The following is a 20,794-nucleotide window of genomic DNA, read 5'->3' as shown; positions in this document are numbered from 1 at the left end:
GCGGTCCCACTCTGCCTTCTACCGTATTGCCGAAAGCACGCTACATAGGAGTGCCGCCCGCGACATCGCGCTGTTCCGCCGATTCGGCCCGGAAATCCAGCCCAGCGCTACCCATGGCCCCCTGCGCCACAGGATGCTGAAACCTTCCTGGCATACACCTTCGTGCCGAACCACTCGAAGTGACGCACAGCCGACCGGGCAACGGTAGTCACAGCCCCATACCCAGCTTTGCTGATCTCACCTCCAGCCACACATCCACTCGAACACATATCCCACTACACGGCCGACGCCGTCTGATAGTCACGCCGCGATGCACCGCACCCGCCGATCGCATCACGAAACTCGCACACCTAATCCTGCGATGCGCCCCCACCGCCGCACAATCTCGCGAGTGACACAAATCAGACCCTTCGCCACTTCGAAGTTCCCGGAAGGGCAGGTAAAACCCATATGTCCAGACCCAGCCACCTCCTGGCAGCCTATGTCGCCGCCCGCCGCCGCGACCTCGGACTGACCCAAGAACAGCTGGCCGAACGGTCCAACCTCAGCCCGAGCATCATCAAGAAGATCGAGCAAGGTCTCCGCCCAGCAACCGATCAGGTACTGGCCGCCTTGTTCACCGCACTGGAAATCCCCCGCTGGTACTTCCAGCACGTCATGCATCTCACCGCGCCGAACATGATCCCGAGCATCCTCGGCGCGACGTTCCACCGGCCGACCCGTAAAGACCTCCGCGTCCTCGCCGACTACAACGGCGCCACCTGCTATCAAACCCTCCCCGACTTCACCGTCGCCGCCGCCAATCAACGCTATCTGGACTCGTTTCCCGGCCTGGTCCCCGGCGGGAACATCATCGAATGGATGCTGCTCGACGACCGGGCTGTCGAAGCGATGGGCGAAACCGGCCTCGAACGCGAGGCCCACCTCATCGTGCACGCGTTCAAAATGCTGTCGTTCGGGCTCATCCCCCACGATGAACGCAACCGGATGATCGACACCTTCAGCAAGGCCGACAGCTGGGAACGCCTGTGGACTACCGATGTTCCCGTCGAAGACATCCCCCGCGACACCGTCATGGTCCGCGACCCAGGCACCGGACTACTGCGCCCGCATTACCTCACGATCACCTCCACCGAGTTCCCCGACCGCCCCTGGTGGATCTACCACCTCGCCGATACGGACGGCCCCCTGGCCTTCACCACGTGACCCGGCCCCAGCGCTAGAGCGGCTGCACCTCGCCGAAACACCGGTCGGCCGCGACACTCGCGTCGACCGCTGCCTGAGCGGCGCTTCCCGTCTACCACGTGGGAAGACATCGGTACGGGTCAGGACGATCCATCCGGATTTTTCCCACCTGAGCACGGGTTCTGCTACAGTCTCCGATGTACCCAGGTACTGCTGCCGATGTAGTTCAATGGTAGAACTTCTGCTTCCCAAGCAGACGGCGCGGGTTCGATTCCCGTCATCGGCTCCGCAGAAAGGCCCTTGATCCGCGTAAACGCGGATCAAGGGCCTTTCTCGAATCATGCCTGTGGCCGATGAGTCGGCGCTCTCCCGCACCGACTTCAGGATGAAGCGATTCGTCACCGCCGCCGAGTGTGCACGAGGAGAGTGAAACGTCGTCGGCGAACCCAGTTCCCACCTACGCGAAACGCTCGGCCGGAAACCCCGGCCGAGCGTTTCGTCGATATGGTCCGGGGGCTGTCAGCCCTCCAGCCCCATGCCCTGGGCGAGCAGCGGCCAGGAATTGTGCAGCGCCTCTTCCCAGTAAGGCCAGTAGTGCGTACCGACCGGATTGAACTGGTAGGTCGCCGGGATTCCGAGCGAATCGAGCCGGTTCTTCAAGTTGATCGTGCAGCCGTTGACGGCCGCCTCGATCACCACCCCGAGACCGAGGTTGAGTGCGCCGACGGGGCCGGGCGCGCTGTTCAGGTAGTACTCGACATCCTCGATCATCGGGATACCGCTTCCGGTGGAGATGTAGAGCAGGGTGCCGCGCAGCTTCTCGGCATTGATGACCGGGTCGTTCTCGGCCCACAGCGGGCTGTCCGGGGGACCGTACATGTTCATGGTGTCGCCACCGGCCCAGGTCTCGGTGGAGAGCTTGACGAACCGCTGTCCCACCGGGTCGGCGATCTGCGCGCATCCGCTATAGGCGGCGACAGACTTCCACAGCCCTGGCTTGGCCTCGGCCAGCTGCAGCACCGATGTGCCCGATGTCGACAGGCCCGCCAGTGCGTTGAGCCCCGTGGAGTCCAGCGTCTTGTCCAGCAGTGGAGGCAGTTCCTCGGTGAAGAAAGTCGTCCACTTGTTCAGGCCGAGAACCGGGTCTTCTGCCTGCCAGTCCGTGTAGTAACTACCACGGCCACCGATCGGCTGGATGACATTGACATGCTTGTCGGACAGCCATTCCAGGGCATCCGTCTGGGCGTTCCAGCTCGCGGTTCCCTCACCGCCGTCCAGACCGTTGAGCATGTACAGGTTCGGCGCCGGGGTCGACTCATCGGCCGGACGTTGCACATCGACTCTGATCTCGGTGTCCATTGCCGCCGAGTACACCTGCAGCCGCCACGCACGCCCCTCCTTGGTGACAGAGGTGACGGCGGAGGATTGCTGTGGCGCCGCCGAGGCGGTGCCGCCGAGCATCGTTACGCATAGAGCGCCGGTGAGCGCGACAGCGGTGGTTCGCAGAGCGGCGATACCGCGTAGGGCAGAGAGTTTCATCGAGCAGTCGATTCCAATCCATAGGGCGCTGTCGGCCACATCGTCGAAGTGGTTTCCCCAGCAGCCTGACGAACGGGCTGATCATAGCCAGCGCGCGGTCGCGCCGTCACGCCAATGCGCCGTTGAGGAGGTTGTCTGGATATTCGACAGTTCATCGATCACTCCGTTGTTTGCTGCGATTCGTCCGGCCGGATGCTGCCCGGCCTTCGACTCGCTATGTCTTCCTGTTCGGCAAGACTGTTACTCGTTACCAGGGGCGAACGGAAGTGGCTGCCGCGGCTCACCTTCCTGACCAGGACTTCGGCTGTGGGCGATATCCCGCTGGAGTAGAACCGATCACAGCGGAACCTGCCTACCGCACCGGATATGTGACCGGCTGGGAATGTCGTACTCCTGTCGTACAGTCACTGGCGTGACTGGAGCGCGGTATGAGTTCACAGCGCGGGTATGGGAGCACCAGGGCAATGCCGCATGGCATTTCGTGTCGCTCCCCGAAGACATAGCCGACGAGATCGAGGAACGGTACGGGCACCGTTCTGGCGGCTTCGGTTCGGTCCGGGTGCATGTGGTCGTCGGCGACAGCCGGTGGTCCACCTCGCTGTTCCCGGATACCTCGCGGGCGACCTACCTGCTTCCGCTGAAGAAAGCCGTGCGCACGGCAGAAGACCTGGTAGCGGGGTCGACCGCATCGATCGAACTCACCATCGCGCTATGAGAACCGGGTGCGCGGTGCGACAGAGGTAGCTCGGTGCGATGTCCGCCACGAAGGCCGTGTCAGGAAGCGGTACCGCCATCCAGCGAAGGCTCGCTAGCGTGACCCCACCGCACCCGTTATGCACTCGCCGGCGATCCGGCTGCTGGCGGCGCGGGCCTTGTCCGCATCCTCCGCACTCATCCCCAGCGTCTCCGGATCGGGGGCCTTCGTGTCGTACTCATCGCTGATCAAAGCTCGGAGCCCGGCCTGCGAAATCCCCTGGTCGACGAATATTCGCGCAGCGCAATTCGCCAACTCCGCATTGTCCAGACCTTTGTCTTGTAAAGATTTGGCGATATCGGCCTGCGTCACCGTTGGCGCCGTATCGCTGTCGCTACCGCATGCCGCGAGCACCGGCAGCACGAGAAACGCCGCGGCGATCATGCAGATCCGCACCTGATTTCCCTCTCCTCCTTGTCACCACCCCCGCGTGGCCACCATAATGCCGTACACCGTCCGGTGGCACTCGCTTGCGGCCCCGCAGCGAGCACCACCAGCAGGAGTCACAGGTCCATCGCCGCCCGCAGCGCGGTATCGAGCCGGTCGAGGGTGCCGGTGTCCACCACATCGACCCGCTCGGCCAGCCAGCCACGAAAGACACGACCGATGTTCCCGGCATGCGCCCAACCGTGCTCCCGCACCGGAACCGCGAGGATGTCGTGCGGGTCGTCCTCGACCACCTCGGCGCCGATCAGCCACGGCCGCGACGAATCGTTGATGCCGTCACTGCTGATCAGCACCACGGTCCGGCGACGCAGCGAACCATGCGGGGTGTAGGTCCACAGTTCACCCCGACGCACGCATCGCCTCCTCGCCAGCCGCGAGCTCGGCGGCGTCTGCCGCGGCCTCGGTGGTCACCTCCGGCATCGGGCCGACACCCATACGTACCGCCTCCCGGCGCACGGCCCGCGATATCCATGCCGAGGGCGATATACCCGCGCGGGCTGCCGCCTGCTCGGCGTAGGACCACGCGGCTTCGTCCAGCGACAGTGTGACCTTACGTGTTGCCATACCATTTACCGTACCGATAATTCCGTACCCGGCGGCCGCGCGCCCGCTGGTAGCGCGCCGCGCTCGCGACCACCGGATACGCTCCGGCGCCGCTCTCAACGCCCCTGCCACTGCGGCGTACGTTTCTGCGCGAATGCGAGCGCCCCCTCGGCGGCGTCCTTGGACAGCAGTGCCGGCAAGGCGATCTCGCCCTGCTTCGCGAATGCCTCCGCGATCGGCCAATCCGGCGACTCGTCGATGATCCGCTTGCTCGCCGCCACGGCCAGCGGCGCGGCCGCGGCGATCTCGGCCGCGAGTTCCAGCGCGACCGGCAGCACCGCACCCGGCTCGGCTATCCGGTTGACCATACCGAGCTGGTGAAGCCGCTCGGCACCGATCCGGCCACCGGTGAGCGCGAGTTCGGCAGCCGTACTGCGCGGCAGACGCTGTGTCAGCCGCAGCACACCACCGCCAGCGGCGACCAGGCCGCGAGTGACTTCGGGGATGCCGAACTGCGCATCACGCGCGGCGACGATGAGGTCGCCTGCCAGCGCCAGTTCGAAACCACCGGCCAATGCGAAACCCTCGACTGCCGAGATCATCGGTTTCGCCGGCGGCTTCGCCGTGATACCGAGCGGACCGCGCCGCTGCGTCATCGGCATCTCCCCTTTCGACGCGGCGACGAGATCCATTCCGGCGCTGAATGTTCCGCCTGCTCCGGTGAGCACGAGCACGCGCGCGGCAGCGTCGTCTTCGAACTCGTCGACAGCGGCTTCGATGGCGTGCGCAGTGGCAAGGTCGATGGCATTGCGCGCTTCGGGGCGGTTGATCGTCAGCACGGTGATCGCATCGTGCCGTTCGACAAGTACCAGGTCGGCCATCCGGCGTTCCTCTCGGTGAACAAGGTGAGCATGTCCGCTGCGAGCTCGACTCCGCAGTGTGCCGCATCGGCATCGATATCCGGCACCCGAACCAGTATGCTGCTCACCTGATTACCGATGTACCTCTTTGCCATAGCTTCCACCGCCCGGCCGGGTGCGCCCTTGTCCGGCGCGCATCATCTCGATCGGGTAGCAACCATGGCATCGGTCCGGTTGGCTGTGACGCCACCGAGGAGGTGCACGGGCCGGTAGATCTCATACGCACGAGCAGTCTGCTCCATTCGCTCGCAGCCATCCAGCAAACCCGTCTGCTGAAGTCCCCTGCCTGCACGCTTTCGCCATTAGATTAGATATAGCTGGAGATTTGCCATTTTAAAACAAAAGCCTTACGCCCTCCAGTCGCGTTGTTATCATTTGCTGAGATTTTGCCAGCCAGTCGATCAGCGGTGCGCGACACGCTACGAAGGGCCGGTGTCGCGGGACCTCTGTCACTCCGCACCGTTTCTCGGCAAGAACCGGAGGGCTCACAGACATTGATCAAAACCGCATCTTTGCTGATGTCGGTGCTGGCGGGCATCTCGGCCTTGCTCTGCACCACACCTACGCAAGCCATAGCGAATCCGAACGCCATCAACCCGATCCCGGTACTCAACGGCTCGACCGGATTACCGAACCTGGTCGGCCGCACAAGAGCGGTCTTCCAGGTGACAGGTATGGCGAGCCCGAACAACACGCAGAACTACAACATCCTCGGCACCGACCTGGGCATCATGTGGGACAACGGACGCGGCGAAATGCTCACCGCGTTCGGTGATACCGCGGGCATCGGCTTCCCGAATCTGCTCGCAGGCAGTATGTGGTCCTGGCGCAGCAATATCCTCGTGCGCAGCCACACCAAGAATCCGGCCGAAGGCATCTACTTCAACAGCGTGGTCACCGATATGCTCGGCCAGGCCCGCGATCTGATTCCCAGCCCGAAGATTCCCTTCCTCGAGATCAGCCGGATCCCGACGGCAGGTATCGCGGTCGACGGTGTGCAGTACATGAGCCTGATGTCGGTACGCAGCTGGGACGACGTCGGTAAGTGGAGTACCAACTACTCCGGGTTGGCCGCCTCCGGCGACAACGGCGAGACCTGGGCCGAGCTGCCCGCAACCCGGCGACCGAACGAAGGCGGGCACGCCGAATTCCAGATGAACGCCTTCCTATCGGACGGCGGATACATCTACGAATACGGCACCAGGCCCGGACGCAATCGCGCCGCGCATATCGCTCGCGTCCGCGCGCAGGACATCGCGAATCTCGGCGAGTACGAATACTGGGACGGGCACGGCTGGCGTAAGAACGATGTGAACGCCGCCGCGCCCATCATGTGGGGTGTCGGGGAACTGTCGGTGATGTACAACGAGTACCTCGGGCAGTTCATCTCGCTCACCACCGATCCGTTCAATTCCGTGGTGATGCGCCGCGCACCCTCCCCGGAAGGCCCGTGGAGCGCACCCGAGGTGCTGATCGACACGCGGGAACTACCGACCGCCTACGCGCCATCGATCTTCCCTTATCAGACCGGGCGCGATCTGTACTTCCTCACCACAGTGCACAGCCAGTACAACGTGGTACTGATGCGCACCACGTTGTAGTACGGCCGGTCGAGCCGGCGCGGTGCACCCGTCACCGCGCCGGCCGCCGCTGGTATCGGACCGGGCCCGCGCGACCATCCGGCCGTGACACCGATCGATAGACTCACGACCATGGATGCGACCGATTGGGATGAGCGCTACGCGCAAACAGAATTGGTCTGGGGGGCGCCACCGAACAACACCGTGGTGGAGCACGTCTACGGATTGGAACGCCACACCCCACTGCGGGCCGCCACCCCGGACGGCGAGCCACCCGAGTTCCCCCGCGCACTCGACCTGGCCTGCGGCGAAGGCCGCAATACCCTCTGGCTGGCCACACACGGTTGGCAGGTACACGCCGTCGACTACTCCCAGATGGGCATCGATAAAGGCCGCACCGTGGCCTCCCAGCTATCCCGCTCGGTGCGCGGCCGCATCACCTGGCAATGCGCCGATGTCACCCACCTGGACGAGGCGGGGATCACCGGGCCGTTCGAACTGATCCTGCTGGTCTTCCTGCACCTACCCGCCGAACAACGCCGTACGGTGGTCCGCGCGGCAGCCGAACTGCTGGCACCGGAAGGCACCCTCTTGATCCTCGGCCACGACACCACCAACCTCACCGATGGCTTCGGCGGACCACAGGACCCGGCCATCCTCTTCACTCCCGACGATATCGTCGCCGATCTCGGCCCCGCGATCGGCGCCAACCAGGTCCGGGTACGTATCGCCGACCGCGTCTACCGTCCGACCGAAGCCCGCGACGCCATCGACGCCCTGGTCATCGCCACCCGACCGGCCGAATAACCGCCTCGGACGCCCCCAGGTGGCGCTCGAGCATCATCCGATTCCCGCCCACCGGGCCAGCCACGGGGTAACGGTCTCGGCGATGAGGTCGAAACCCGCGCGGAAAGAATGCGGCTGACCTGGGATGACCCTGACTTCGGCCGCGTCGGCGGGATCCGGGATGCCGAACGGATCATTGGCTCCGTTGACCACAACCACCTCGATAGGCCCAGGGGCGAGCAACTCCTCCCTGCGGGTTTTCTCCGGCTTACCCGGCGGGTGCAGCGGAAAGGACAGCGCGAGCACCCCACGAACCCTGGCCTCGGCAGCCGTACGGCAGGCCACCCGCGCCCCGTTACTGCGCCCGCCCTGGATCACGGGGATCCGCTTGCGCCCACGCAGCTGGGCGACCACCTCCAGCCAGGCCTGATCCTGTTTCCCCGCCGCACCGGGCGCCCGCCGCCCCGCAACTCGATAGGGTTGCACAACCCGCGCGACGGCGCCACCCAGCCGCAGCGCCGAATCCCTTACCGCAAGAATATCTTTCGCATCCACGCCACCGCCGGAACCGTGCGTGAGCAGCAACAGGAAGGCGGGCTTACGCGGCTGGTCGAGTTCGACCTCGGCCGGTCCCGCACCGGTCTCGATGAGCACACCTCACCGTAGGCCCGTGACCACACTGTCTGTGACCATGCCGTGGCACTCGGGGCACAGCGACATCACAGCGCCTCGGCGCCACCCGTTCAAACGGTGTAAAAAATGTCACATTGCCTACTCAGCTCTTTGTAGCGCCGTTACTGGTCGGTAATATGGCATAAAGTTACCCGCGAGTAGTATGCGGAAAACCGGCAAGACTACCCGGTAGAGCGACCAACGGGCGGGAACGGCAACCAACCGACCGCACCAACTCAACGGAGAGTGAGTACAGACAATGGGTCACTACAAGAGCAACGTCCGCGACCTGGAGTTCAACCTCTTCGAGGTCCTCGGCCTCGGTTCCATTCTGGACAGCGGCGCCTACGGCGATCTCGACATCGACACTGTCAAGGAGATGCTCAACGAGGTGCGTCGCCTGGCCGAGGGCCCGCTCGGTGAGTCGTTCGCCGACGCGGACCGCAACCCGCCGGTCTTCGATCCCGAAACCCACTCGGTCAAGCTGCCGGAATCGTTCAAGAAGAGCTACCGCACCCTGCAGGACGGTGGCTGGGACCGGCTGAGCGTCAACGAGGAGCTCGGCGGTATGCCGATGCCCCGCGCGGCCTACTGGGCCCTCGCCGAACTGATGCTCGGCGCGAATCCCGCCGCCTTCATGTACGCCGCCGGCCCCGGATTCGCGAACATCTTCTACAACAACGCCACCGAAGAGCAAAAGGGCTGGGCGAAGATCGCCGCCGACCAGAACTGGGGCGCCACCATGGTGCTCACCGAGCCCGATGCCGGTTCGGATGTGGGCGCGGGCCGCACCAAGGCGATCAAGCAGGAAGACGGCACCTGGCACATCGAGGGCGTGAAGCGATTCATCACCTCCGCCGACTCCGACGACCTGTTCCCGAACATCATGCACCTGGTGCTGGCTCGCCCCGAGGGTGCGGGCCCCGGCACCAAGGGCCTCTCGCTGTTCTTCGTGCCCAAGTTCCACTTCGACCACGAGACCGGTGAGCTCGGCGAGCGCAACGGCGTCTTCGTGACCAACGTCGAGCACAAGATGGGCCTGAAGGTCTCGACCACCTGTGAGGTCACCTTCGGCGGCCACGGTGTTCCCGCCAAGGGCTGGCTGGTCGGCGAGGTACACAACGGCATCGCGCAGATGTTCGAGGTCATCGAGCACGCCCGCATGATGGTTGGCACCAAGGCCATCGCCACCCTGTCCACCGGCTACCTGCACGCACGCGACTACGCCAAGGAGCGCGTCCAGGGCGCCGACCTGACCCAGATGACCGATAAGGCCGCCCCCCGGGTCACCATCACCCACCACCCCGACGTCCGCCGCGCGCTGGCCATGCAGAAGGCCTATGCCGAAGGCCTGCGCGCGATCTACCTCTACACCGCCGCCCACCAGAACGCCGATGTAGCCCAGCAGGTCTCCGGCGCCGATGCCGATATGGCCGCACGGGTCAACGACCTGCTGCTGCCGATCGTCAAGGGTGTCGGCTCCGAGCGCGCCTACCAGTACCTGACCGAATCGCTGCAGACCCTCGGTGGCTCCGGCTTCCTGCAGGACTACCCGATCGAGCAGTACATCCGCGACGCGAAGATCGACTCGCTCTACGAAGGCACCACCGCCATCCAGGCGCAGGACTTCTTCTTCCGCAAGATCGCCCGCGACCGCGGCGTCGCCCTCGGCCACGTAGCGGGCCAGGTGCAGAAGTTCATCGACTCCGAAGCGGGCAACGGCAGGCTGAAGGGCGAGCGCAAGCTGCTGGCCACCGCACTGGAAGACGTGCAGGCCATGGCCGCCACCCTGACCGGGCACCTGATGGGCGCCCAGCAGGACGCCAAAGAGCTCTACAAGGTCGGCCTCGGCTCGGTACGCTTCCTGCTCGCAGTCGGCGACCTGCTCATCGGCTGGCAACTGCTGCGCCACGCCGAGATCGCCATCGCGGCACTGGACAACGGCGCCACCGGCGCCGACGAGGCGTTCTACCAGGGCAAGGTCGGGGTCGCGCAGTTCTTCGCCCGCAACGTCCTGCCCGAGCTGACCGCCACCCGCGGCGTGCTGTCCAACCTCGACAACGACATCATGGAACTGGACGAAGCCGCGTTCTGATCCTGACGTCTGACGCCCCAGGCGTCCAACGACCATAAGGCCCTGCCTCGCACTTACCGTGCGAGGCAGGGCCTTTGTCGTCCGGAACAGTCAGGAAGGGAGCACAGAAAAGCCCGGACGGGGGTATGTCATCGCCGGTCCACGGCCCGCATCCGATCAGCAGCCGAGGAGTACCGGTCGACGATCGCGAAGAGTTCCGACCACTGTTCGGCGGAGAGATCCCGCGGCAGCGGTATTCCTCGAAAGTGCTGGGCAGCAAGCCATTTCTTGACCACAGCCTTCTCCGATACAGCAGCCATCCTTGGCACGATCTGATGCAGCCCATGGCCTTTACCGGTGAAAACGGCGTGCACAAAGGAGTTGTACCGGCCGCGCCGCGCAGGATCGACGAGCGGAACAGCCCGCCGGGTGATTGTCATCAGCCCGGCATCGACACCAGGCCGAGGAGCGAATGCCGAAGCAGGCACCCTACCGGTCAAAGTGAAGTCGTACCACGGCCACCACTGAGCGGTCATCATCGTCGCTCCACCGACAGCCGCGCGGCGTCGCGCGACCTCCCACTGCACGAGCAAGACCGCCCTCGTCCAGTGATCGGTATGCAGTAGCCGCCGCAGTATCGCTGTGGTCTGATGGAACGGCAGGTTCCCCACGATGACATGCGGTGTTCGTGGAAGCCGATAGCGCAAGAAGTCGCCGTGCACGATCGTCGTACTCGGGTCGACGCGGCGACGAAGCGTCTGCACATATCGGGAATCGATCTCGATCGCGGTAATCGGTCGGCACAAGGCCTGCAGCGGCAGGGTCAATGCCCCACCGCCGGGGCCGATTTCGACGATCGGACCGTCCGTCCGGGATACGAGATCGACGATCGTGTCGACCGTTTTGCGGTCGGTGAGGAAGTTCTGGCCGAGCTCGTGGCGACCGGCACGGTAGGTAGGCATGGAATAGACTCCGGGCAAGGATGGAATGGCCCGGGCAGCGCAAAGAGCCGCCCAGCAACTGACGTGCTGAAAGCGGCGGAGCGTATCGGAAGGTCCGCTGGCCGCCGCTAGAAGCGGCGGATCCTGGTCACGGCGATACTCGTATTACCCACGGCAATAGCCTACAACACCAACCATGCGGCAACCCCGTAAGACTCGTCATCGGGGCAGCGGGCACAGCAACTGCTTTCGGACGATCTGACGCAGGTGGCTGGTCCCCGATGAAGCGACCAGATCAGGTGGTCGCCTCATCGGGGACCGGTCACTCTCTTCGCCATTTTCGACCACTGCACAGCCCAGTCCGGACCGGGAGCCTGCATAGTGCGGGGCAGCTCGGGAATTCCGCGCAGGGCACGCTCGGCCTCCACTGCGGAGACTGTCGATTCCAGGTCGATCGGCAGGTACATGCTGACCAGCAGCAGATCGGCCAGATCGCGGTATCGCCCCGATGAAGCCCCGGCCGTGCCATGACGCTCGAAGAGGGCGCAGATCTTGTCGGCGATCTGGTCGGCCAACGGATACAGCGCGATCCTGGCGTGGCCGGGGAAATCATCGTTGTCGATCAGCCGCGGTACCGGCTGGTACTCGATCGGGCCGATGAGTTCGCGCCGGGCATCGACGACGTCGATGGAGAACGCATCGAACACCCGGCCACCCAGCAGAGCCTGCACCGTCACCGTCGAGCCCTTGCCGTTGGCCAGCGGTGCAGGCGCGGCGACCTCGAAGCGGAAGTGATCGAGGTGGTTATCGCGAACAGCATTGCGCAACTGGGTGATTGGATCGAAGTCCTGACCTTGGGGAACTACCAGCAGGTCGATATCACGGCTGTACCGGGACTCCGGCAGTCGAACCATCATCCCGACACCGCCTTTGAGGATCCATCGGTCCGGGTCGACAGCGAACACTCGTGCCAGGAAGCGCGACATCACGAACTTGCGGGCGACGGTGTTGAAGTCCTGCTCGGTCGCCTTCGCGTGCGATCTGAGGTGATCGGTGATACTGCGACGCACTGCGTCCGGAGAGCGCATCACCGCCCCACCTGCCCATCGGTGCGCTCTCGCGCGAGGCGGGCCCGCACCGTGTCGGGATCCAGCGCCGCCTGAGCCCGCCCCCCAGCATTGGGTATCGGCTGCGTGGTGTCGATCATCGCGAGCAGCGCAGGATCCGAGGCGATCATCGCGAGCAGCACAGCACCCGAGCCGCCGTGGGCGATCTCGTTGCGAATCCTGTTGAACGCCGCAGCCAGCTGGCCCGGCGGCAGCAGTGCTTCGAGCGCGGCGACGAGCGAACGGGTGTCGGCGGCGTCGGCAACGGCGTGCTGGCCCGCGATCTGGGCCAGTGACACCGCCGAGGATGGAACCCCGGCCATCTCGATGAGCGCATCGAGGAAACCCCGCCCATCGAACGGCACATAGCCGTAGCTGTGGGCGTGCTCAGACAGGACGGCGATGACCTGGTCCGGGGTGACCAGGCTCCGCGCCAGCCCGTCACGAACAACACCCGCCAGATGTCCGGCGTCGAGTCCCGAGGTCGCTAGATCAGCGATCGTGCGCAACGGAGTGGTCACCGCCAGCCCGTCCACCACCTGCCAGTCATCACGGTCGAGGTGAGCGCGATGGATCTCGACCTCTGGCATCGACAGCCGTACTCGGCGCAGCGCAGTCAGCTCCACTACATCGGCATCCACGTCACCGAGTCCGTGGATCACCGCGGCAGACCGATGCGACACCACCCCGGTGGGTACCGGATCGTCCAGACGCTCCCAGACCACACGCTCAGGATCGAGGGCCATCCACGCGACGCGCACGGCCTGGCGCTCGTCATAGGGGAACCGCGCTACCCGATACATACCGTGACGAACCCGCTCCAGCATCCCCGCATCGGCCATCTGCTTGAGCTGCTGTGGGCTCACGCCCACACGGGCACCGGCCTGGCGACTCGTCACCAGGCCCCACTGCTCGCTCGCCAAACCCACCAACTGTGCGGCATGACCATCCTTAGCCATGGCACAATAATAGCTAAATTACTGTAGATGTTCGCCATTCAATGTTATTTTTCTGCCAACCAAACCGTGCTCGAGGCCAGCCAAATCGGCAACCCGCGACGTTCGCACCAACGTCTGGACTGCCCGCACCAGCAACGACCATCTGAATCCCCCGTCGGCAGTCAGTAGAGCTCTGATCGAGTGGTCACGATTTCTCCGGGTGGGCGGCCAGGCAACCATTCAGCTATCTGTTGGGGTTTGGCGAGTTCGAACGGTGCCGAGCAGATCGCGTAGATGATCTCGGTGGTGCGGAGCCCGGTCTTCACGGTGTGTCGTTCCCGGACCACCCGGATCGCTTGCCGGGCGTAGGGGAACCCGATTTCCGTTGGCGCGGTCAGTATCTGGAAGGTTCTGGTCTCGATCCGGCCGTGGGCGGGCTTGTCGATCGAGTCGGTGGCCACGACCGGGGCGTGCGTCCAGGGCATCCCGGTCAGGCGGGTGAGCAGGCTCGGTTGGTTGTCCTTGCACACGAGCAGGTAGTGCCAGCCGAGGTAGCGGCGGATCAACCGCGCGGTCGCGGTCTGGGTGTGCATCGCGTCGATCGAGATGATCAGTCTCACTTTCGATCCGGTCGCTTTGACCGCTGACCGCATCGACTCGAGAAGTGTTCTGACGGTCGGGATCTCGTTGGTTTTGTCGTCGATGGCGAGTTGGCCGATCACGAGGCGGGTGCGGTGAGTGAACGCGGCTACCAGGTGGGCCGCGGTCGCGCCCATGCGGCGGGCCAGCCGCAGGGTCTTGCCGTCGATCGCGACCGCCACGAGCGGCGAGTCGTCGCCGGTGAGGGCGAGTGCGGTGAAGTAGGCGCCGAGACGGTGGTCGAGGTCGGTGGGGTCGATGAGGGCGAACACGCGGCGGAATGTCTTGTCGCTGGGCCGGTATTTCTTGCTCAGCCCGAGTTCGGCGAGCAGGTCGGCCGAGGCTGTGCGTGCCCAGGTGGCGTAGCCGGTGTACCCGCGCATACCGGCGGCGGTGGCCAGGATCGCCATCGCCAGCAGCATGACCATCGGGTAACGCAGCCCGCGGGGATCGCGGGGATCTGGGACAGTCGCGAGAACTCTCAGCAAACCCGGTTCGGGTGGGGATGACGGATCGGTCGAGGTGAGGTGGTCGTGGTGTTCGAGGGTGTCGGGGATCGAGTCGGGCGATAGTATTGCCGCGGGCACAGGCACTCCAGTTCCGGGATGGCGTAGAGAACCTTCATCGGTACCTGGAAGTGCCTGTGCCCGCCAGTATCTCGATCAGCGTGTCGCCTGGTGGTATCAGCGCTGGTCAGCGGGAGGCAACCGAGAACGCCGCAGCCCTGGGTGTTTACCGAGTTTCTGGCTGGATTCGATACCCTTGCGGGCGATACGCACGGCGATGCCTGGTCTCGTCAGCCCAGGTCAGCCAGGGTCAAACAAGAACGCCTCAGCCCTGGGTCTGACACCACGAATTCAAGCTCAGTAATACTCGTCGAAGTTCGATAAAAATTTCCTATGTTCTTCTGGATCCCCGGATGGCAACCGCCACCACCAGTGAGTGTCCGGCAGACCCGAAGGTATATCCTGATGCCGTAGAGGTGGCACGTCGGGCCCGTTGTCACGGAGCACCTCGTCCATTTCCTCCACCATCTCCATATTTTCTTGACCAAGAACATCGGCGGCACCCGGGTATTCATCGAGCAACAGCGCAATTTCGGAACGACGGATGCAAGACTCCCACCAACCCTCGAAGAGCGACTGATTAGTAAGATTCCAGGATATATAGATGTATTGGTGAAGCGTTCGACTGTTCAGTGAAATCAGCTCGACTACGCGACTACGGAACTCTTTCAATTGACTATCTGTCGACTGGACCGAACCACACGAACTCAATCCGACGTGCACTCTGATGAGCCCATGCATTGCATCCGTAAAATATTGGATGCGGAGATCATGGTCCGATGAAGCGGACCTATCCAACTCAAGCGTAAGATTAAGATTCTTTATGATAGTTTCCATACAGCACTTCAAGGTATTGAATACAATGTCCATAACTATTCTCCCTTATGCGGCTTACCGTAGGTTGCGATACGAACGGTGCCGTCACGCGTGACTTTGACGATAGCCCTCAAAGTCACACCCTCGTTCCCGACAGATCTATAGTAGAATATCTTTACGACACCATCAGGTTCCGGAAATGGTCCTTTCGCAACTCCAGTCCGCACCGTCTGTGCTGCACTTCTCTGATAAGCTTCAATCGCTGATCTTCCGACCCTCTCACTGCCAGGCAACTCCTTGATATGCTCACGTGCATGATACGCAGCAGCGACGCCGTCGCCGAAACCCAGGCCGTCGAGACTCCGTATGGCAGCCTCCAGAGCATCTCCCTGCAGATTAGGAGATATGCGCCGACTTCCTTCCCCCAGTGAATGAAACTCCTTCACGTCATCGACAATATTCAGTTTCACACTCTCTATGTCGAAATTTCGTGCAGCAAATTCCGCATCGCTTTCTTTTGTCTTTTTGGCTGTAAAATCAAAAGCCTTATGGAATTCATCCCAGTTGATCTTGATGTATTCGTACGCATTAGCAAATGTGAGCCGCCCCCAGTAGATGAGTCCATCTGATCCGGCCCCCGGATACGTGACCACCGTTGCGAGAGTTGAGGCAGACTTGACCACCAGGAGGTCTTGATGCCGAAATCGTATCCGCCCGTGTTGCGTCGGCAGGTGTGTGTTCGCTTGCGTTCCGGGGAATGTGTCGCCGAGATCGCAGCCGAGACCGGTATCTCCGAGGCCACACTGTTCAAGTGGAAGGCACAGACCCTGGTCGATGCCGGAGTGCGTGAAGGAGTGCCGAGCGTCGAGGCCGACGAGCTGGCGTCAGCGCATCGCCGGATCGCTCAGCTCGAGGCCGAACTGAAACTCACCAGGGATGCCTGCGAATTGTTCGACGAGCAGGTGGTGACTTCCCCAAAAGGAAATACGCGATCGTCGAAAGGCTGATCGCACGCGGTCATTCGGGTCGTGCGGCCTGCCGGGTCGCCGGCCTGCACCGCGCCACTTTTTACCGACGGCGCAAACCCTCACTGTCAACCCGGATATTACGCCGGACGGTCGTGGCCGACGAGATCGGCAAGATCCATCTCCGTTCCCGCGGCACCTATGGGCGTCGGCGAATCCAGGCGGCGTTGCTCAGTGAGTGCGACATGGTGGTCAACCACAAACTGATCCATTCGATCATGAGTGAACTGCAGCTTTCCGGTCTTCCGCGGCAGAAGGGACGAAAACCCAACCTTCTCGGTGTCCAAACGTCATCGGACCTGGTGAACCGCGTGTTCACGGCCGATCGGCCGAACCGGCTGTGGTGTTCGGACATCACCGAACACCCCGCGCGTGACGGAAAGGTCTACTGCTGCGCGATTCTCGACTGCTTCAGCAAGCGGATCGTCGGCCGATCGTTTTCTACGATCCCGGATACCGCGTTGGTCAACAACGCGGTGAACATGGCTGTGCGGGAACGCGCGAAGTTCCACGGGGCGATCCTGCACGCCGACCACGGCGTGCAATTCACATCCTGGTCGTTCGGCGAGAACCTGCGTCAACACGACCTGATTCCCTCGCTCGGCACCGTCGGCGATTGCTTCGACAACGCCGCTATCGAGGCATTCTGGGGACGGATGCAAACAGAACTACTGGACACCAGGAAATGGGCCACCAGCCTCGAACTCACAGCTGCGATGGCCGACTGGATCGACAATTTCTACAACACTGAACGCCGCCACAGCTACCTCGGCCACCTGAGCCCTGACGAGTATGAAACACTATGGCACACCATCCAGCCCGAGTCTTAACTCTCGTAACCCTGGCTCCCTCTCCGGGGGCCGGATCAAGCTGGAATTAGAGTCCTGTTGAGGCCAGGAGAGGACACTGATCCACATGGCAGGACGCAAACGGCACTCCGCCGAGGACATCGTGCGGAAACTGCGCCGTGCCGACGAACTCACCGCCGCCGGGAAGACCGGAGAGGAGATCGCCGCCGACCTCGGGATCTCCGCGGCCACCCTCTACAACTGGCGACGCCAGTACGGCGGCGTCGACACCGACGCCGCGAAGCAGCTCAAAGAGCTCCGCGAGCAGAACGCAAGGCTGAAAAGGCTCCTCGCCGACGCCGAGCTGAAGAAAGACGCGTTGCGGGAGATCGCCAAGGGAAAATTTTAGACCCGGCCACCAAGCGCCGAGCCGTGGACATGCTCATGACGGTCATGGGCACGTCGCAACGGTTCGCGTGCAAGGTCGTCGGGCTGAACCGATCCACCTGCCGCCGGCTGCCCTCCGCGGCGACCCCGGCCGACCCGGACGCCGCGTTGCGGGCCTGGCTGCGGTCCTACGCGGTGAAACACCAGGGCCACGGGTTCCGTCGCGCCTGGGCCGCGCTGCGGTTCGACGAGGGCAGCGGTGTGAACATCAAGAAGGTCCACCGGTTGTGGCGAGAGGAAGGGCTACAGATCCGCGCGCATCACCCGCGCAAGCGCGCCGGGGTGCCGTCGGTGCCGCCGGTCGAGGCCGACGCGCCGAAGGTGGTGTGGGCGTTGGACTTCCAGTTCGACTCGACTGTCGATGGTCGGGCGGTGAAGATCGCGTCGATGATCGACGAACACACCAGGCAGTCGCTGCTGAACATCGTGGAGCGCTCGATCACCGCCGAGCGGCTCGTCACCGAGTTGGAGAAGGTGTTCACCACGGCAGGTGGCCCGCCACGGGTGTTGCGAATGGACAACGGGCCGGAGTTCATTTCCGTCGCGCTGCGACAGTTCTGCGCCGACAAGGTCGGTATGTCCTACATACCGCCTGGTACGCCATGGAACAATGGGTTCGTGCGCCGTGAGGCGCTGATTGATCGAGTGGAGGTGAGAGACCTGCACCTTCGGGTTGTCGCAGCAACCTGAATGAAGCTGGGGGCAGCCTGATCCGGGTCGATGCCGAGGAGGGCGGGAGCAGCCCCGACAAAGCCGGGGCGCGTCGGCACTGCCAGACGGTGCGGGTCCGGCGAGCAAGGCAGAAAGGTGTACGTGCAGGAACCGGCGAGAAAGCCCCTTCAGTGTTCAACCGGCTCCAACCTGGCGGATATGGGCCGGGAAGCGGCTGAGTGTCCGTCGTTGAATCCGTGTGACGGGCAACTTTCGAATGTGGTGTGGCTGCAGGTTCGGAAGGCCACGAGGAAGGTCTGCGGCGTACTTGTGGATGGCCGCAGGGGCACAGTCGGGCACCGACCCTGCCGACCGATCATCAGTGAACACGGGAACCTTCCCGTTCCCGACCACGGCCGCCGAGCCAGAGCGGCCGCCGGTCAGGTGCATCGGACCACTGACGGGAACGGGCGGGGGTGGAGCCGCCGTAGTACTCGGAGCCGGGGAAAGCTCGGCACAGGGGGAAGGGCGGCAGCGAGTCATACAGGAGAGGACTGGAATGCCTGAAGACGCGGTGGTGAATACCGTCGCTCCGGTCGAGCAGCCCCGGCTGGTTGGACGGGTACGGGAGATCCAGACGAAACTGCACAGGTGGGCGGGCCAGGACCCGGACCGCCGTTTCTGCGATTTGTTCAACTTGGTCGCCGACCCTGCGTTCCTCGCTGCGGCGTGGACACGGGTGCGGGGCAATCGTGGTGCGAAAACCGCTGGAGTGGATGGCCGCACGGTCTTCTACATCGAGCAGACTGTCGGAGTTCCGGAGTTTCTGGACGGACTTCGCCGGGACCTGCTGTCCGGAGTATTTGCACCTCTTCCCGTGCGGGAGAGGATGATCCCGAAAGCCAGCGGCAAGCTGCGTCGGCTGGGCATCCCGACCGTTCGGGACCGCGTAGCGCAAGCCGCGCTCAAACTGGTGCTCGAGCCGATCTTCGAGGTCGATTTCCGCCCGTGTTCCTACGGGTTCCGGCCGCGCAGACGGGCATGGGACGCGATCGCCGAGATCCACCAGTTCACCTCGCGAGGCTACGAGCAGGTGCTGGAGGCCGATATCGAGGCGTGTTTCGATGCCATCGACCACACCGCCCTCATGGGGCGGGTGCGGCGGCGGATCGGAGACAAGAAAGTCCTTGCGCTGGTGAAGGCTTTCCTCAAATCGGGTGTCATGACCGAGTTGGGACAGCTGGAAGCCAACGACACCGGCACCCCGCAAGGCGGCATCATCTCCCCGCTGCTGGCCAATATCGCACTCAGCGTGCTCGACGAGCATTTCGAGCGCCGCTGGAATGTGCTGAGCCGCAAGCAGCGTCACACCGCCGCCCGCAAGGGTGTCCCGATCTGCCGGTTGGTCCGCTACGCCGACGACTTCGTCGTCCTCGTGCGCGGCACCGATGGGCAGACCGAGGCGCTGCGGAACGAAGTGGCGGGAGTGCTCACCCCCTCGGGCTGCGCCTGTCGCAGACCAAGACCCGGGTTGCGCACATCGATGACGGGTTCGACTTTCTCGGGTTCCGCATCCAGCGGTCCCGCAAGAAGGGAAACCCGAACAAACGGTTCGTATACACCTATCCGTCGAAGAAGGCACTGACCTCGATCGTCGGGAAGGTCCGCGAAACCACCCGCAGAAACAGCGCCAGGAATCTGGCGAACCTGCTGCGGACTCTCAATCCCATGATCCGGGGCTGGTGCACGTATTTCCGGCACGCGGCATCCAAGACCACGTTCGCCTACCTCGCCGCCTACACCTGGCGGCGAGTGTTCAACTGGACGGTGAAACGCCACCCGAAGACCCCGGTCCGGAAACTGCGACGACAGTACTTCCCGGACTGGAAGCCTACCGACGGCGACGTGACACTGTTCTACGCGGACACGGCGAAGGTCAGCCGATACCGCTACCGCGGCACCCGCATCCCGACCCCATGGAACAACGAAACCGCAGCATAACCCGCCGACTCGGGGAGAGCCCGGTGCTCAGGAATGGGCACGCCGGGTTCGGAGGGCGGTCACGGGAACCGGACTGGAAACCAACCGGTTTCAGCACCGCGCCCGTGGCCGACCCTACATCGAATCATTCAACCGGCGGCTGCGGACCGAGTGCTTGAACCGCAACCACTGGACCAGCCTGCTCGAGGCCCGGGTGGTGATCGGTGACTTCAAGCACGACCACAATGCCCAGCACCGGCATTCCGCGCTGGGCTACCGGACACCGACGGAGTACGCAGCCGACTGCGCCCACACCCACCACCCGGTAGCGGGCGGAACCAACTGAACACGGAACGACATCACCTGGCTCTGGTCCCGGGTGGACTCGTTATCGGGG

At 63.7% G+C, this 20,794-nt stretch carries 24 protein-coding genes and 1 tRNA gene; 13 read left to right on the top strand and 12 right to left on the bottom strand.

All coding sequences use genetic code 11. The features are described 5' to 3' along the window. Window positions 1-450 precede the first annotated feature (450 nt). Together ACL02S_RS05895 and ACL02S_RS05890 are read left to right on the top strand one after the other, a co-directional pair. Window positions 451-1,206 carry a helix-turn-helix domain-containing protein gene (locus ACL02S_RS05895; protein WP_412801268.1) on the top strand — a complete coding sequence of 252 codons (756 nt, stop codon included), beginning with the start codon at window positions 451-453 and terminating at the stop codon, window positions 1,204-1,206. A 194-nt stretch (window positions 1,207-1,400) separates the two neighbouring features. Further along, window positions 1,401-1,471: transfer RNA gene (locus ACL02S_RS05890), tRNA-Gly, on the top strand. A gap of 233 nt (window positions 1,472-1,704) precedes the next feature. Here ACL02S_RS05890 and ACL02S_RS05885 read toward each other — a convergent pair. Next, entirely contained in the window at window positions 1,705-2,724 is a 1,020-nt protein-coding gene (locus tag ACL02S_RS05885) for an alpha/beta hydrolase (RefSeq protein ID WP_412801267.1), read from the bottom strand. 412 nt (window positions 2,725-3,136) lie between these two features. On the opposite strand from ACL02S_RS05885, the gene ACL02S_RS05880 reads away from it, so the two are divergent. Beyond that, window positions 3,137-3,439 (top strand): DUF1905 domain-containing protein, encoded by a 303-nt coding sequence (locus tag ACL02S_RS05880; RefSeq protein WP_412801266.1) that lies wholly within the window; start codon window positions 3,137-3,139, stop codon window positions 3,437-3,439. 93 nt (window positions 3,440-3,532) lie between these two features. Here ACL02S_RS05880 and ACL02S_RS05875 read toward each other — a convergent pair whose 3' ends face one another. The 4 genes from ACL02S_RS05875 to ACL02S_RS05860 all read right to left on the bottom strand — a co-directional run bounded on the left by ACL02S_RS05875 (window position 3,533) and on the right by ACL02S_RS05860 (window position 5,349). Continuing rightward, complete coding sequence (locus ACL02S_RS05875; RefSeq protein ID WP_412801265.1) at window positions 3,533-3,874, bottom strand: hypothetical protein; 342 nt, start codon at window positions 3,872-3,874, stop codon at window positions 3,533-3,535. A gap of 107 nt (window positions 3,875-3,981) precedes the next feature. Further along, window positions 3,982-4,278 carry a hypothetical protein gene (locus ACL02S_RS05870; RefSeq protein ID WP_412801264.1) on the bottom strand — a complete coding sequence of 99 codons (297 nt, stop codon included), beginning with the start codon at window positions 4,276-4,278 and terminating at the stop codon, window positions 3,982-3,984. Then, window positions 4,265-4,489 carry a hypothetical protein gene (locus tag ACL02S_RS05865; RefSeq protein ID WP_412801263.1) on the bottom strand — a complete coding sequence of 75 codons (225 nt, stop codon included), beginning with the start codon at window positions 4,487-4,489 and terminating at the stop codon, window positions 4,265-4,267. The genes ACL02S_RS05870 and ACL02S_RS05865 overlap by 14 nt, the downstream gene beginning before the upstream one ends. A gap of 95 nt (window positions 4,490-4,584) precedes the next feature. Then, window positions 4,585-5,349 (bottom strand): crotonase/enoyl-CoA hydratase family protein, encoded by a 765-nt coding sequence (locus tag ACL02S_RS05860; protein ID WP_412801262.1) that lies wholly within the window; start codon window positions 5,347-5,349, stop codon window positions 4,585-4,587. A gap of 533 nt (window positions 5,350-5,882) precedes the next feature. Between ACL02S_RS05860 and ACL02S_RS05855 the strand changes: the two genes are divergently transcribed. Both ACL02S_RS05855 and ACL02S_RS05850 read left to right on the top strand, forming a co-directional pair. Beyond that, complete coding sequence (locus tag ACL02S_RS05855; RefSeq protein WP_412801261.1) at window positions 5,883-6,989, top strand: glycoside hydrolase family 183 protein; 1,107 nt, start codon at window positions 5,883-5,885, stop codon at window positions 6,987-6,989. A gap of 111 nt (window positions 6,990-7,100) precedes the next feature. Beyond that, window positions 7,101-7,775, top strand: coding sequence for a class I SAM-dependent methyltransferase (locus ACL02S_RS05850; RefSeq protein ID WP_412801260.1), 675 nt, complete (start codon window positions 7,101-7,103; stop codon window positions 7,773-7,775). A gap of 33 nt (window positions 7,776-7,808) precedes the next feature. On the opposite strand, the gene ACL02S_RS05845 is transcribed toward ACL02S_RS05850, so the two are convergent. Continuing rightward, window positions 7,809-8,408: an alpha/beta hydrolase family protein gene (locus ACL02S_RS05845; RefSeq protein ID WP_412801259.1), complete on the bottom strand. Its 600-nt coding sequence runs from the start codon at window positions 8,406-8,408 to the stop codon at window positions 7,809-7,811. A gap of 277 nt (window positions 8,409-8,685) precedes the next feature. Between ACL02S_RS05845 and ACL02S_RS05840 the strand changes: the two genes are divergently transcribed. After that, complete coding sequence (locus ACL02S_RS05840) at window positions 8,686-10,521, top strand: acyl-CoA dehydrogenase (protein ID WP_412801258.1); 1,836 nt, start codon at window positions 8,686-8,688, stop codon at window positions 10,519-10,521. A 128-nt stretch (window positions 10,522-10,649) separates the two neighbouring features. Here ACL02S_RS05840 and erm(46) read toward each other — a convergent pair whose 3' ends face one another. The 6 genes from erm(46) to ACL02S_RS05810 form a co-directional block, all read right to left on the bottom strand. Further along, complete coding sequence (gene erm(46) / locus ACL02S_RS05835) at window positions 10,650-11,462, bottom strand: 23S rRNA (adenine(2058)-N(6))-methyltransferase Erm(46) (protein ID WP_412801257.1); 813 nt, start codon at window positions 11,460-11,462, stop codon at window positions 10,650-10,652. Window positions 11,463-11,749: 287 nt separating this feature from the next. Further along, window positions 11,750-12,529, bottom strand: a complete 780-nt coding sequence (locus ACL02S_RS05830; protein WP_412801256.1) for a nucleotidyl transferase AbiEii/AbiGii toxin family protein — start codon at window positions 12,527-12,529, stop codon at window positions 11,750-11,752. Further along, window positions 12,529-13,506, bottom strand: coding sequence for a type IV toxin-antitoxin system AbiEi family antitoxin domain-containing protein (locus ACL02S_RS05825; RefSeq protein ID WP_412801255.1), 978 nt, complete (start codon window positions 13,504-13,506; stop codon window positions 12,529-12,531). The genes ACL02S_RS05830 and ACL02S_RS05825 overlap by 1 nt, the downstream gene beginning before the upstream one ends. A 161-nt stretch (window positions 13,507-13,667) precedes the next feature. After that, the gene (locus ACL02S_RS05820; RefSeq protein ID WP_412801254.1) at window positions 13,668-14,711 is read right to left on the bottom strand and encodes an ISAs1 family transposase; all 1,044 of its coding nucleotides are present in this window, start codon (window positions 14,709-14,711) and stop codon (window positions 13,668-13,670) included. A 276-nt stretch (window positions 14,712-14,987) separates the two neighbouring features. After that, a complete protein-coding gene (locus ACL02S_RS05815; RefSeq protein WP_412801253.1) occupies window positions 14,988-15,560 on the bottom strand; it encodes a hypothetical protein in 573 nt (190 codons plus the stop codon). A gap of 2 nt (window positions 15,561-15,562) precedes the next feature. Then, complete coding sequence (locus ACL02S_RS05810; protein WP_412801252.1) at window positions 15,563-16,159, bottom strand: hypothetical protein; 597 nt, start codon at window positions 16,157-16,159, stop codon at window positions 15,563-15,565. Window positions 16,160-16,201: 42 nt separating this feature from the next. Here ACL02S_RS05810 and ACL02S_RS05805 point away from each other — a divergent pair, with 42 nt between their 5' ends. The 7 genes from ACL02S_RS05805 to ACL02S_RS05775 all read left to right on the top strand — a co-directional run bounded on the left by ACL02S_RS05805 (window position 16,202) and on the right by ACL02S_RS05775 (window position 20,743). Then, window positions 16,202-16,513, top strand: a complete 312-nt coding sequence (locus ACL02S_RS05805; protein WP_412801251.1) for a transposase — start codon at window positions 16,202-16,204, stop codon at window positions 16,511-16,513. Continuing rightward, window positions 16,447-17,361 carry an IS3 family transposase gene (locus ACL02S_RS05800; RefSeq protein WP_412801624.1) on the top strand — a complete coding sequence of 305 codons (915 nt, stop codon included), beginning with the start codon at window positions 16,447-16,449 and terminating at the stop codon, window positions 17,359-17,361. Before ACL02S_RS05805 ends, ACL02S_RS05800 begins: the two co-directional genes overlap by 67 nt. Before the next feature lie 85 nt (window positions 17,362-17,446). Next, window positions 17,447-17,728 carry a transposase gene (locus ACL02S_RS05795; protein WP_412801250.1) on the top strand — a complete coding sequence of 94 codons (282 nt, stop codon included), beginning with the start codon at window positions 17,447-17,449 and terminating at the stop codon, window positions 17,726-17,728. A 44-nt stretch (window positions 17,729-17,772) separates the two neighbouring features. Next, window positions 17,773-18,456, top strand: a complete 684-nt coding sequence (locus tag ACL02S_RS05790; RefSeq protein WP_412801249.1) for a DDE-type integrase/transposase/recombinase — start codon at window positions 17,773-17,775, stop codon at window positions 18,454-18,456. A 520-nt stretch (window positions 18,457-18,976) separates the two neighbouring features. Beyond that, complete coding sequence (locus ACL02S_RS05785; protein WP_412801248.1) at window positions 18,977-20,062, top strand: reverse transcriptase domain-containing protein; 1,086 nt, start codon at window positions 18,977-18,979, stop codon at window positions 20,060-20,062. After that, the gene (locus tag ACL02S_RS05780; protein ID WP_412801623.1) at window positions 19,957-20,418 is read left to right on the top strand and encodes a group II intron maturase-specific domain-containing protein; all 462 of its coding nucleotides are present in this window, start codon (window positions 19,957-19,959) and stop codon (window positions 20,416-20,418) included. The genes ACL02S_RS05785 and ACL02S_RS05780 overlap by 106 nt, the downstream gene beginning before the upstream one ends. 73 nt (window positions 20,419-20,491) lie before the next feature. Then, window positions 20,492-20,743 (top strand): integrase core domain-containing protein, encoded by a 252-nt coding sequence (locus tag ACL02S_RS05775; protein ID WP_412801622.1) that lies wholly within the window; start codon window positions 20,492-20,494, stop codon window positions 20,741-20,743. Window positions 20,744-20,794: the final 51 nt, after the last annotated feature.

The sequence above is a fragment of the Nocardia spongicola genome, assembly GCF_047200775.1.
GTDB lineage: Bacteria > Actinomycetota > Actinomycetes > Mycobacteriales > Mycobacteriaceae > Nocardia.
The sequence above is the reverse complement of the archived record's forward strand: the minus strand, read 5'-3'. Positions and strand labels throughout refer to the sequence as shown.